Here is a 12,653-nt window from a genome sequence, read left to right on the forward strand (position 1 = left end):
GCCAAGCCGTTAAAGCAATTCCAGGAAAAGTGTCTAACGGTTTTCCGTCCGGAATTGCGCAGAAACAAACTATACTTGAGCCGACGCGACCGCGCCGAAATGCACGTCGCCAGCCGCGATCGTCAGCACCGACCCCTCATCGTCGCGGATCACGAAACGGCAGTCCTCGTCAATGGTCTCGAACACCCCACGCACCACATTACCGTCAATTCTGACGGCTACCTCGCCGCCAAGCCCCGCCGCGCGCGCCAGCCAGCGCCGCCTGACGGCGGCGAGGCCGCGGCCTTCATCCCACAGCCGGGCATTCTCGCTCCAGGCATCGGATAGCGCCAGGAACAGCGTTTCCGCATCGCATGTCGCGCCCAAAGCTTGCAGCGATGTCGCGGGATAAGGCAAATCCCCGGGGTGCGCCACGACATTGACGCCGATGCCGACCGCCACCGCGAAGCGGCCACCCTCCAGTATCGCCGACTCCAGCAGAATGCCGGCGAGCTTCGCGCCCGAAGCAAGCACATCGTTCGGCCATTTCAACTCGAAACGTTTTTGTCCCTGGCCCGCGCCATCGAGTCCCACGGCGATGCGACCCTTCGGAACCACGGCGTCGAGTGCGTCGGCAAGCGACAGGCCGGCGACGAAACCCAGCGTCGCGGCAAGGCGTAGTTCACCACCGGTAATGACGAGCAAGGTCGCCGCCAGATTGCCATCGGGCGACACCCAGGCGCGGCCGCGCCGGCCACGCCCGCTTTCCTGCTTCTTGGAAACGACCCACAGCCTGCCCGGGTCACCTGCCCGGGCGTGATCCAGCGCCACCGTGTTGGTGGAGCCGACGCTGTCATGGGCCTCGAGCCGGAACCCTTCCGACGCCGAGGTTGGGGCCAGCCGAAATGCCATCCCGTCAGAAAAATGTCTTGGCGGCGGCTTCGGCATAGGTGCCGATCGGTCCGCCGATCAGCACATAGAACAGCACGAAGGCGCCGCAGACGCCAAGCACGACACGCAATTCGCTGGCCATCGGCACGAAGCCGCCGACCGGTTCGTCGAACCACATGATCTTGATGATGCGCAGATAGTAATAGGCGCCCACCACCGAGGCCAGCACGCCGATGATCGCCAGCGCGTAGAGGTTGGCGTTGATGGCAGCGAGGAAGACGTACCACTTCCCCCAGAAGCCGGCGAGCGGCGGAATGCCGGCCAGCGAGAACATCAGGATGGTGAGGATGGTCGCCATGATCGGGTTGGTCGAGGAGAGCCCGGCCAGGTCGCTGATCTGCTCGACATTGCCCTCCTTGCGCCGCATGGCGAGGATGAAGGCGAAGGTGCCGAGCGTCATCATCAGATAGATCAGCATATAGATGGCGACACCGCGCACGCCGGCCTGGCTGTTGGCGGCAAGGCCGACCAGCGCGTAGCCCATATGGCCGATCGAGGAATAGGCCATCAGGCGCTTGATGTTGGTCTGGCCGATGGCGGCAAAGGCACCGAGCGCCATCGAGGCGATCGAGATGAAGACGATGATCTGCTGCCAGTCGGAAGCGATCGGCTTGAACGCGCCCATGGTGACGCGCACGATCAGCGCCATCGCCGCCATCTTGGGGGCCGCCGCCAGGAAGGCCGTCACCGGCGTCGGCGCGCCTTCATAGACGTCGGGCGTCCACATATGGAACGGCACCGCCGAGATCTTGAAGGCGAGGCCGGCCAGCACGAAGACCAGGCCGAAAACGAGGCCGAGCTGCCGCTCGCCGCTGCCGAGCGCCGAGGCAATTTCCTGGAAGCCGGTGTTGCCGGTGTAGCCGTAGACCAGGCTGATGCCGTAGAGCAGCATGCCCGACGACAGCGCGCCGAGGACGAAGTATTTCAGCCCCGCCTCGGTCGAACGCAGATTGTCGCGGTTGATCGCCGCCAGCACGTAGATCGCCAACGATTGCAGTTCGAGGCCGAGATAGAGCCCGATCATGCCGTTGGCCGAAATCATCAGCATCATGCCGAGCGTGCACAGCAGGATCAGCACCGGATATTCGAACTTGTCGAAACGCTCCGCCTTGGCGAAGCGCATCGACATGACGAGCGTCACCGCCGAGCCAACCAGCGCCAGCACCTTCATGAAACGGGAGAAGGGATCCTGGATGAAGGCGTTGCCATAGGCGCTGCCCTGCCCCGTGGAAAGGATCAGCCAGGCGCCGGCGATCACCAGCACCGCGACGGCAAGCCCGGTCACGGTATTGGCGGTGTTGGCGCGCGAATAGGCTCCTACCATCAGCAGCGCGAGCGCGCCAAAGGCAAGGATCAGCTCGGGCGTCGAGAGCGACAGGCTGGAGAGAAGGTCCGGCGTCATGGTTCGCAAACCCCCTGGGTCAGTTCGCCGCCGCGGTCTGCGCGGCGCCGATGGATGCGGTGACATTGGTGACGAGCGATTTGACCGACTGGGCCGTCGCGTCGAAGACGGGAGCAGGATAAACGCCGAAGAAGATGACCAGCGCGACCAGCGGGTAGATGATCACCTTCTCGCGCAGCGACAGGTCGAGCAGCCCTTTCAGGCTGTCCTTGGTCAGCGCGCCGAAGATCACCCTGCGGTAGAGCCAGAGCGCGTAGGCCGCCGACAGGATGACGCCGGTGGCGGCGAAGAACGCCACCCAGGTGTTGACCCGGAACACGCCGAGCATGGTCAGGAACTCGCCGACGAAGCCACTGGTGCCGGGCAGTCCGACATTGGCCATGGTGAAGACCATGAACACGGTTGCATATTTCGGCATGTTGTTGACCAGGCCGCCATAGGCGGCGATCTCACGCGTGTGCATGCGGTCGTAGATGACGCCGACGCACAGGAACAGCGCGCCCGACACGAGGCCGTGGCTGAGCATCTGGAAGATCGCGCCCTGCACGCCTTCCTGGTTCATGGCGAAGATGCCCATGGTGACGAAGCCCATATGGGCGACGGAGGAATAGGCGATCAGCTTCTTCATGTCCTCCTGCATCAGCGCCACCAGCGAGGTGTAGATGATGGCGACAACCGACAGCGTGAACACCAGCGGCGCGAACATTTCCGACGCCAGAGGGAACATCGGCAAGGAGAAGCGCAGGAAGCCGTACCCACCCATCTTAAGCAGAATTGCGGCCAGAATCACCGAGCCCGCCGTCGGCGCCTCGACGTGCGCGTCGGGCAGCCAGGTGTGCACCGGCCACATCGGCATCTTCACCGCGAAGGATGCGAAGAAGGCGAGCCATAGCCAGGTCTGCATGTTGGCCGGGAAGCTGTGCGTCAGCAGCGTCGGAATGTCGGTCGTGCCGGACTGGAAGAACATCGCCATGATGGCGAGCAGCATCAGCACCGAACCGGCGAGCGTATAGAGGAAGAACTTGAACGAGGCATAGACGCGCCGCTTGCCGCCCCACACGCCGATGATGATGAACATCGGGATCAGGCCGGCTTCGAAGAAGACGTAGAACAGCACGATATCCAGCGCGCAGAACACGCCGATCATCAGCGTCTCGAGCAGCAGGAAGGCGACCATGTAGGCCTTGACGCGCTTGTCGATCGCCTCCCACGACGCCAGGATGCAGAGCGGCATCAGGAACGTCGTCAGGATGACGAACAGCATGGAAATGCCGTCGACGCCCATATGGTAGGAAATGCCGGAGTCGAGCCAGGCGAATTTTTCGACGAACTGGAAGCCGGCCTGCGAATTGTCGAAGCCGGTCCAGATGAACAGCGAGATGATGAAGGTGAACGTCGTCGTCAACAGCGCGATGGCGCGGATGTTGCGGCGCGCGTTTTCGCTGTCATCCCTGATGAACAGGATCAGCAGCGCACCAACCAGCGGCAGGAAGGTGACCAGCGAGAGGATTGGCCAAGCGGTCATCAGAGCATCATCCAGGTGACGAGTGCGGCAACGCCGATCAGCATGGCGAAGGCATAATGGTACAGGTAGCCGGTCTGCAGCTTGACGACGCGGTTGGTGACATCAACGACGCGCGCCGAAATGCCATCCGGCCCGAGACCGTCGATGACGGTGCCGTCACCGGTCTTCCACAGGAAATGGCCGAGACGCTTGGCGGGCCGCACGAACAGGAAGTCGTAGAGCTCGTCGAAATACCACTTGTTGAGCAGGAAAGCGTAGAGCAAGCGATGGTTCGCGGCGACGCTCGGGGGCAATTCCGGTGAGCGGATGTAGAACTTCCAGGCCACCGCGAAGCCGATCAGCATGGCGATGAAGGGCGACAGTTCGACCCACAGCGGCAGTTCGTGGATTTCGTGCAGGATGTGATTGTCCGGCAGGGTGAACAACGACGTCTTCCAGAACTCGGCATAGCCTTCGCCGATGAAGGAATTGTGGAAGATGATGCCGGCGAACAGCGCGCCGGCGGCCAGCACGAACAGCGGCACCAGCATCACCGGCGGCGATTCATGCACATGGTGCATCACCTCATGGCTCGCCCGCGGCTTGCCGTGGAAGGTCATGAAGATCAACCGCCAGGAGTAGAAGGAGGTGAAGCAGGCGGCGATGACCAGCAGCACGAAGGCGAGGCCGGCAACCGAATTGTGGCTGGCAAAGGCGCTTTCGATGATGGCGTCCTTGGAGAAGAAGCCTGCGGTGCCGATGACAGTCACGGGAATGCCAACGCCGGTCAGCGCCAGCGTGCCGATCACCATCATCCAGTAGGTGGTCGGGATCAACGACCTCAGGCCGCCCATCTTGCGCATGTCCTGCTCGTCGGAGACGGCATGGATGACCGATCCCGAGCCGAGGAACAGCAGCGCCTTGAAGAAAGCATGCGTGAACAAATGGAAGATCGCCGCACCATAGGCGCCGACGCCGAGCGCCACGAACATGTAGCCGAGCTGCGAGCAGGTCGAATAGGCGATGACGCGCTTGATGTCGTTCTGGACGAGACCGACCGTCGCGGCGAAAAAGGCGGTAAAGGCGCCGATGAAGGTCACGACCGTCAGCGCCGAATGTGACAATTCGAACAGCGGCGACAGCCGCGCCAGCATGAACACGCCGGCGGTCACCATGGTTGCGGCATGGATCAGTGCCGAGACCGGCGTCGGGCCTTCCATGGCGTCCGGCAGCCAGGTGTGCAGCGGCACCTGCGCCGACTTGCCCATGGCACCCATGAACAGCAGCAGGCAGACGACGGTCATGGCCGACTGCTTGTCCAGCGCATGGCCGAGGAAGGTCAGCACGGCAGCACCTTGCGGCGCGCCCTCGGCCGGAACGAACGTCGCCGCATTGGCGAAGATGGTGCCGAGATTGACCGAGCCGAACAGCACGAACAAGCCGAAAATGCCGAGCGCGAAGCCGAAATCGCCGACGCGGTTGACGACGAAGGCCTTGATGGCCGCGGCATTGGCTGACGGCTTCTTGTACCAGAAACCGATCAGCAGGTAGGACGCGAGACCCACGCCTTCCCAGCCGAAGAACATCTGCACCAGGTTGTCGGCGGTCACCAGCATCAGCATAGCGAAGGTGAACAGCGACAAATAGGCGAAGAAGCGCGGCCGGTTCGGATCGTGGTGCATGTAGCCGATCGAGTAGATGTGGACCAGCGCCGACACCGTGTTGACCACCACCAGCATCACAACCGTCAGCGTGTCGATGCGCAGCGCCCACGACGCTTCGAGACCGCCCGACTGGATCCAGCGCAGCACCGGCACGGTGAACACCTCGCCGTGGCCGAAGCCGACGGTGAAGAAGGCGACCCACGACAGTACCGCCGAAATCACCAGGAAGCCTGAGGTGATGTATTCGGATGCCTTGGCACCGAGCGACGTGCCGAACAGGCCGACGATCAGGAAGCCGAGCAGGGGAAGGAAGACGATGGCCTGATACATGGTGGTTCCGTCAACCCTTCATCATGTTCACGTCTTCGACCGCGATCGAGCCGCGGTTGCGGAAGAAGACGACGAGAATGGCAAGTCCGATAGCCGCTTCAGCCGCCGCGACCGTCAGCACGAACAGCGCGAACACCTGGCCGACCAGATCGCCGAGCGCCGCCGAAAAAGCGACGAAGTTGATGTTGACCGCAAGCAGGATCAGCTCGACCGACATCAGGATGACGATGACGTTCTTGCGGTTCAGGAAGATGCCGAACACGCCGAGCGTGAACAGAACAGCCGATACGGTCAGATAATGTGCGATGCCGACGACCATCTCAGACTCCTTCGCCCGACTTGACCTTGCGGATTTCCATGCCGGTGGCCGGCGTGCGGCCGACCTGGGCTGCGATCGACTGCCGCTTGATCCCTTCCTTATGGCGCAGCGTCAGCACGATGGCGCCGATCATGGCAACCAGCAGGATGAGGCCCGAAATCTGGAAGTAGTAGAGGTAGTCGGTATAGAGGATGTCGCCGAGCGCGGCCGTGTTCGAGCGCGTGGCGAGATCGGGAATGGGCTTCGACACCGTCGCGGCCAGCTTCGGCGCGAATGTGTAGCCGCCAAGCACGACAATCAGCTCCGCCGCCAGGATCAGCCCGACCAGCGCGCCGATCGGCGCGTATTGCAGCGCGCCCTCTTTCATTTCAGCGAAGTCGACGTCGAGCATCATGACGACGAACAGGAACAGCACCATGACCGCGCCGACATAGACGACGAGCAGGATCATCGCCAGGAACTCGGCGCCGGTCAGCATGAACAGGCCGGCGGCGTTGAAGAAGGTCAGGATCAGGAACAGCACCGAATGCACGGGGTTGCGCGATGAAATGACCATGAACGCCGACGCCACGGCGACAAAGGCGAAGAGGTAGAAAAAGGCCGCCTCTAGTCCACTCAGCATTGGGGTTCCCCCGGGTTCCTATCCCAAACAGCACGTTCGTCCTGTTTGATTTTTGCGACCGCCTCCGGCCGGCAAGTTTCGTTGTGTCCTTAGACGAGGGCCCTCGCCTCGTCCATGCGTCAAATATCAGCGGTACGGCGCATCCAATGAGATGTTGCGCGCGAGTTCGCGCTCCCACCGGTCGCCATTCGCCAACAGCTTGTCCTTGTCGTAGTAGAGCTCCTCGCGCGTTTCTGTCGCGAATTCGAAATTCGGCCCCTCGACGATGGCATCGACCGGGCAGGCTTCCTGGCAGAAGCCACAGTAGATGCACTTCACCATGTCGATGTCGTAACGCACCGTGCGGCGCGTGCCGTCATTGCGACGCGGGCCGGCCTCGATGGTGATGGCCTGCGCCGGGCAGATGGCCTCGCACAATTTGCAGGCGATGCAGCGTTCCTCGCCATTGGGATAGCGGCGCAGCGCATGCTCGCCCCGGAAGCGCGGGCTGACCGGCCCCTTCTCGTGCGGGTAGTTGATCGTCTCCTTCGGCGCGAAGAACTGGCGCATCGACAGGAAGAACGCGCTGACGAAATCCTGCAGCAGCAGCGATTTTGCGGCTTGGGACAAAACGGACATCACGCAAACCCCGTGATCTTGAGGAAGGCTGCGGTGGCGACCACCATGAACAGCGAGATCGGCAGGAACACTTTCCAGCCCAGCCGCATCAGCTGGTCGTAGCGATAGCGCGGCACGAATGCCTTCACCATCGATATGCCGAAGAACACGAAGCAGACCTTCAGCACGAACCAGATGACGCCCGGCACCCAGGTGAAGGGCGCGAAGTCGAAGGGCGGCAGCCAGCCGCCAAGGAACAGGATGGTGGCCAGCGCGCACATCAGGACGATGGCGACATACTCGCCGAGGAAGAACAGCAGGAACGGCGTCGACGAATATTCGACCATGTGGCCGGCGACCAGCTCCGATTCGGCTTCGACCAGGTCGAAAGGCGGCCGGTTCGTTTCGGCCAGCGCCGAGATGAAGAAGATGATGAACATCGGGAACAGCGCCAGCCAGTTCCAGTCGAGGAAGGTGTTGGGCAGGCCAAGCCTGGTGCCAAGCCCACCCTGCTGCGACACCACGATGTCGCTGAGGTTGAGCGAGCCTGCGGTGAGCAGCACGGTGACGATGACGAAGCCGATCGAGACTTCGTAGGACACCATCTGCGCCGCCGAACGCAGCGCGCCGAGGAACGGATATTTCGAGTTGGACGCCCAGCCGCCCATGATCACGCCGTAGACCTCGAGCGAGGAGATGGCGAAGACATAGAGGACGCCGACATTGACGTTGGCGATCGCCCAGCCCTGGTTGACCGGAATGACCGCCCAGGCCGAGATCGCCAGCACGGCCGACACCAGCGGCGCCAAAAGGAACACGCCCTTGTTGGCGCCGGACGGGATGACCGGCTCCTTGAAGACGAATTTCAACAGATCGGCGAAGGCTTGCAGCGTGCCCCAGGGGCCGACGACGTTCGGGCCGCGGCGCAACTGCACCGCCGCCCAGATCTTGCGGTCGGCGTAGAGGATGTAGGCCACGAAGATCAGCAGCACCACGATCAGCACGACCGACTTCAGAAGGATCAGCAGCGCCGGCAGCACGTAGAAGGAGAAGAAGGTGTCCATGCTTATTCCGCCGCCTGCTTGAAGCCGCTCTTGGCCAATGCCGAGCATTCCGCCATCACGGCCGATGCCCGCGCGATCGGGTTGGTCAGGTAGAAATCCTTGACCGGCGAGGTGAAGGTGCCCTTGTTCAGCCGTCCGCCGAGCTTCGCCACGCCGGCGATGTCCCCGGCACTGCCGGCCGCGACCTGATCGATGCGAGCCAGATGCGGGTACTCGCCATAGAGTTTGGCGCGCAACTGCGGCAGCGAATCGAATGGCAGTTTCTTGTCCAGCACGTCGGACAGGGCCCTGAGGATCGCCCAGTCCTCGCGCGCATCGCCAGGCGCGAAGCCGGCGCGGTTGGTCTGCTGCACACGCCCTTCGGTGTTGACGTAGGTGCCCGACTTTTCCGTGTAGGCGGCCGCTGGCAGGATGACATTGGCGCGGTGCGCGCCGTGGTCGCCATGCGTGCCGATATAGACGACGAAGGCGCCGCCGGTCTTGCCCATGTCGATCTCGTCGGCGCCGAGCAGGAACAGCACGTCCGTTTCGCCCAGCATGCCGGCGACGTCCTTGCCGCCCTCACCCGGCACGAAACCGAGATCGAGGCCGCCGACGCGCGCCGCCGCATTGTGCAGCACGGCAAAGCCGTTCCAGTCGGCGCGAGCGGCATTGACGGCAGCGGCGAGCTTCGCCGCCTGGCCGAGCACGGCCGCGCCGTCGGCCCGCGCCAGCGCGCCCTGGCCGACAATGATCAGCGGATGCGTCGCCTTCTTCAGCGTCTGGAAGAACTTGCCATTGCCGTCGGCCAGATCCTTCAGCGAATCCGGCCCGGCGCCGAGCAATTCATACTCGTAGCGCGTGTCGCCGATATCGCCGATGACGCCGACCGGCAGATTGCCGACCCGCCAGCGCTTGCGGATGCGGGCATTGAGCACCGAGGCTTCGAAACGCGGATTGGCGCCGATGATCAGCACCGCATCGGCCTGCTCGATGCCTTCGATGGTCGGGTTGAAAATGTAGCTGGCACGTCCGAGCGCCGGATCAAGCGCGGCGCCATCCTGGCGGCAGTCGACATTCTTGGAACCAAGCGAAGCCATCAGCAACTTGAGTGCGTAGATTTCCTCGACGGCAGCGAGATCGCCTGCAATGGCGCCGATCTTCTCGGGCGTCGTCTTCGACACCGCATCCTTGATCGTCGCGAAGGCTTCGGCCCAGCTTGCCGCAACCAGTCTGCCATCCTTGCGCACATAGGGGCGGTCGAGGCGCTGCGTGCGCAATCCGTCCCAGATGAAGCGGGTCTTGTCGGAAATCCACTCCTCGTTCACCTGCTCGTTGACGCGCGGCAGGATGCGCATCACTTCGCGGCCACGGCTGTCGATGCGGATCGCCGAGCCGACCGCATCCATCACGTCGATGGATTCGGTCTTGGTCAGTTCCCACGGCCGCGCCTGGAAGGCGAAGGGCTTGGAGGTCAGCGCGCCGACCGGGCACAGATCGATGACATTGCCCTGCAGTTCCGAGGTCATCGCCTGTTCGAGATAGGTGGTAATCTCGGCGTCCTCGCCGCGGCCGATCAGGCCGAGTTCGGAAATGCCGGCGACTTCCGTGGTGAAGCGGACGCAGCGTGTGCAATGGATGCAGCGGTTCATCACCGTCTTGACCAGCGGCCCGATATACTTGTCTTCGACGGCGCGCTTGTTCTCATGATAGCGCGAGGAATCGACGCCGAAGGCCATGGCCTGGTCCTGCAGGTCGCATTCGCCGCCCTGGTCGCAGATCGGGCAATCCAGCGGATGGTTGATCAGCAGGAACTCCATCACGCCTTCCCGGGCCTTCTTGACCATCGGCGTGTTGGTGAAGATTTCCGGCGGCTCGCCATTGGGTCCGGGGCGCAAATCGCGCACGCCCATGGCGCAGGACGCCTGCGGCTTGGGCGGCCCGCCCTTCACCTCGATCAGGCACATACGGCAATTGCCGGCGATCGACAGCCGCTCATGGAAGCAGAAGCGCGGCACTTCCGCGCCCGCGTCTTCCGCCGCCTGCAGCAGCGTGTAGTGGTCGGGTACAGTGATCTCTTTCCCGTCGACCTTGAGCTTTGCCATTCGCTTCAAACCCCTGCGGATTTCCCGCAATCTCATTTCCCGAGCGCGGCAGACGCGGCGCCCGGCATTTCATTCACTTCTTCGCGGCCAGTACAGCCGCCTGCGCAGTCCAGTCGTCACGGCCGATTCGGCCGTTGAACGACAGATAGTCGTCGACCCAGGCGATCTCCTGCGGCGACCAGGCGGCGATCTGTGCATAGGTCCAGATGCCGAGCCCGTTCAGCACCTTTTCCAGCTTCGGGCCGATGCCCGATATCGCCTTGAGGTCGGACGGTTTCGCCGGCTTGTCGATCGCCTTGGGCTGCCTGAAATCCTCGGGCAGCAGCACATCGGCGGTCTCGCCGGCCGCCGGAGCGACATTCACCGCCGGCGCCGTGGTCGCGGCTTCCTTGGCGGCGATGTCGGTGACCTCCTGCGCGAAGGACTGCGCCTCGGCAATCATGGTCTTAGCCGTCGCCCGCGCCCTGATGGACGACGAACTCGCGTCCTCGAATTGCTCGACGCGTGCCTCGAAATCCTCGATCAGCGGCTGCATGAGGCGCTGTGATGCCTCGGCGGCGCCCGAAAGCGCGCCCAGCCAGACGCCGAACGCATGATTGGCAAACCCCATGCCAAGCGCCGACATCGCCGCCGCACCCGCGACAGGGTGCACGAAAAGGTTGATGGCGCTGGCCATCTCCTTCGGCATCATCCTGGTCAGGTCCTGGTTCATCTTCTCGATCTGGTCCAAATTGGGCATCAATGGGTAGGGTGTCGAATACGGCGCCATAGAGTTCTCCCGGTCGTTTCCTCGTTCGCCCCGTCCCGTCATTCCCGCATTCAAAAATCGTCTATTCCGCTGCCACCATCACCGGTTCGGCGCGGTGCGCGTTGCGCGAAAACTCGTCGATGCGCCGCTCCACCTCGCCGCGGAAATGCCGCATCAGGCCCTGGATCGGCCATGCCGCCGCGTCGCCCAGCGCGCAGATCGTGTGGCCCTCTACCTGCTTGGTGACGTCGAGCAGCATGTCGATCTCGCGCTTCTGCGCCTCGCCGCGCACCAGCCGCTCCATCACCCGCCACATCCAGCCGGTGCCTTCACGGCACGGCGTGCATTGGCCGCAGCTCTCATGCTTGTAGAAGTAGGACAGCCGCGCGATCGCCTTCACGATATCGGTCGACTTGTCCATGACAATGACGGCGGCCGTGCCCAGGCCGGATTTGAGGTCGCGCAGCGCGTCGAAATCCATCGGCGCGTCGATGATCTGCTCGGCCGGCACCAGCGGCACCGAGGCGCCGCCCGGGATGACCGCCAGCAGATTGTCCCAGCCGCCGCGAATGCCGCCGCAATGCGTCTCGATCAGCTCGCGGAACGGGATCGACATCGCCTCCTCGACGGTGCAGGGATTGTTGACGTGGCCGGAGACGCAGAACAGCTTGGTGCCGACATTGTTGGGCCGGCCGAAGGACGAGAACCAGGCCGCCCCACGGCGCAGGATGGTCGGCGCAACCGCGATCGATTCGACATTGTTGACCGTGGTCGGGCAGCCATAGAGGCCGACATTGGCCGGGAATGGCGGCTTCAGCCTGGGTTGGCCCTTCTTGCCTTCCAGGCTTTCCAGCAGCGCCGTCTCTTCGCCGCAGATATAGGCGCCGGCGCCGTGATGCATGTAGACGTCGAAATCATAGCCGGACGTGTTGCCCTTGCCGATCAGCTTGGCCTCATAGGCCTCGTCAATGGCGCGCTGCAGCGCCTCGCGCTCGCGGATGAACTCGCCACGCACATAGATGTAGGCGGCAACCGCGCCCATGGCGAAGCCGGCGAGCAGCGCACCTTCGACCAGCGTGTGCGGATCGTTGCGCAGGATGTCGCGGTCCTTGCAGGTGCCGGGCTCGGATTCGTCTGCATTGATGACGAGGTAGCTTGGCCGGCCATCGCTCTGCTTGGGCATGAACGACCATTTGAGGCCCGTCGGGAAGCCGGCGCCGCCGCGACCGCGCAGGCCGGACGCCTTCATCTCGTTGACGATCCATTCGCGGCCCTTGGCGACGATGCCGGGCGTGTTGTCCCAGGCGCCGCGCGCCATTGCGCCGGCCAGCGACTTGTCGAAGAGGCCGTAGATGTTGGTGAAGATGCGGTCTTTATCCTGAAGCATTT

11 protein-coding genes are annotated in these 12,653 nt (G+C 63.3%); all 11 read right to left on the minus strand.

Features of this window, described 5'->3' with window-relative positions; translation table 11 throughout:
* Nucleotides 1-69: 69 nt before the first annotated feature.
* A complete protein-coding gene (locus FJ546_RS11070; protein ID WP_140889561.1) occupies nucleotides 70-891 on the minus strand; it encodes a biotin--[acetyl-CoA-carboxylase] ligase in 822 nt (273 codons plus the stop codon).
* 4 nt (nucleotides 892-895) lie between these two features.
* Complete coding sequence (nuoN, locus tag FJ546_RS11075) at nucleotides 896-2,332, minus strand: NADH-quinone oxidoreductase subunit NuoN (protein ID WP_140889366.1); 1,437 nt, start codon at nucleotides 2,330-2,332, stop codon at nucleotides 896-898.
* A 19-nt stretch (nucleotides 2,333-2,351) separates the two neighbouring features.
* Entirely contained in the window at nucleotides 2,352-3,857 is a 1,506-nt protein-coding gene (locus FJ546_RS11080; RefSeq protein ID WP_140889367.1) for an NADH-quinone oxidoreductase subunit M, read from the minus strand.
* Nucleotides 3,857-5,830: an NADH-quinone oxidoreductase subunit L gene (gene nuoL, locus FJ546_RS11085; protein WP_140889368.1), complete on the minus strand. Its 1,974-nt coding sequence runs from the start codon at nucleotides 5,828-5,830 to the stop codon at nucleotides 3,857-3,859. Before nuoL ends, FJ546_RS11080 begins: the two co-directional genes overlap by 1 nt.
* A 10-nt stretch (nucleotides 5,831-5,840) precedes the next feature.
* A complete protein-coding gene (gene nuoK / locus FJ546_RS11090; protein WP_010910101.1) occupies nucleotides 5,841-6,149 on the minus strand; it encodes an NADH-quinone oxidoreductase subunit NuoK in 309 nt (102 codons plus the stop codon).
* A 1-nt stretch (nucleotide 6,150) separates the two neighbouring features.
* On the minus strand, nucleotides 6,151-6,771 hold the full coding sequence (locus FJ546_RS11095; protein ID WP_019858932.1) for an NADH-quinone oxidoreductase subunit J: 621 nt from the start codon (nucleotides 6,769-6,771) through the stop codon (nucleotides 6,151-6,153).
* Between the two features lie 126 nt (nucleotides 6,772-6,897).
* Nucleotides 6,898-7,389: an NADH-quinone oxidoreductase subunit NuoI gene (nuoI, locus tag FJ546_RS11100; RefSeq protein ID WP_135901350.1), complete on the minus strand. Its 492-nt coding sequence runs from the start codon at nucleotides 7,387-7,389 to the stop codon at nucleotides 6,898-6,900.
* Nucleotides 7,389-8,432: an NADH-quinone oxidoreductase subunit NuoH gene (gene nuoH, locus FJ546_RS11105; protein ID WP_140889369.1), complete on the minus strand. Its 1,044-nt coding sequence runs from the start codon at nucleotides 8,430-8,432 to the stop codon at nucleotides 7,389-7,391. Before nuoH ends, nuoI begins: the two co-directional genes overlap by 1 nt.
* A gap of 2 nt (nucleotides 8,433-8,434) precedes the next feature.
* Nucleotides 8,435-10,516 carry an NADH-quinone oxidoreductase subunit NuoG gene (gene nuoG / locus FJ546_RS11110; protein ID WP_140889370.1) on the minus strand — a complete coding sequence of 694 codons (2,082 nt, stop codon included), beginning with the start codon at nucleotides 10,514-10,516 and terminating at the stop codon, nucleotides 8,435-8,437.
* A gap of 73 nt (nucleotides 10,517-10,589) precedes the next feature.
* On the minus strand, nucleotides 10,590-11,285 hold the full coding sequence (locus FJ546_RS11115) for an NADH-ubiquinone dehydrogenase (RefSeq protein WP_140889371.1): 696 nt from the start codon (nucleotides 11,283-11,285) through the stop codon (nucleotides 10,590-10,592).
* Nucleotides 11,286-11,346: 61 nt separating this feature from the next.
* On the minus strand, nucleotides 11,347-12,651 hold the full coding sequence (nuoF, locus tag FJ546_RS11120) for an NADH-quinone oxidoreductase subunit NuoF (RefSeq protein ID WP_140889372.1): 1,305 nt from the start codon (nucleotides 12,649-12,651) through the stop codon (nucleotides 11,347-11,349).
* Between the last annotated feature and the right edge of the window lie 2 nt (nucleotides 12,652-12,653).

Origin of the sequence: Mesorhizobium sp. B2-4-19 (assembly GCF_006441315.1) — a bacterium.
In the GTDB taxonomy this organism is placed as follows: Bacteria; Pseudomonadota; Alphaproteobacteria; order Rhizobiales; family Rhizobiaceae; genus Mesorhizobium.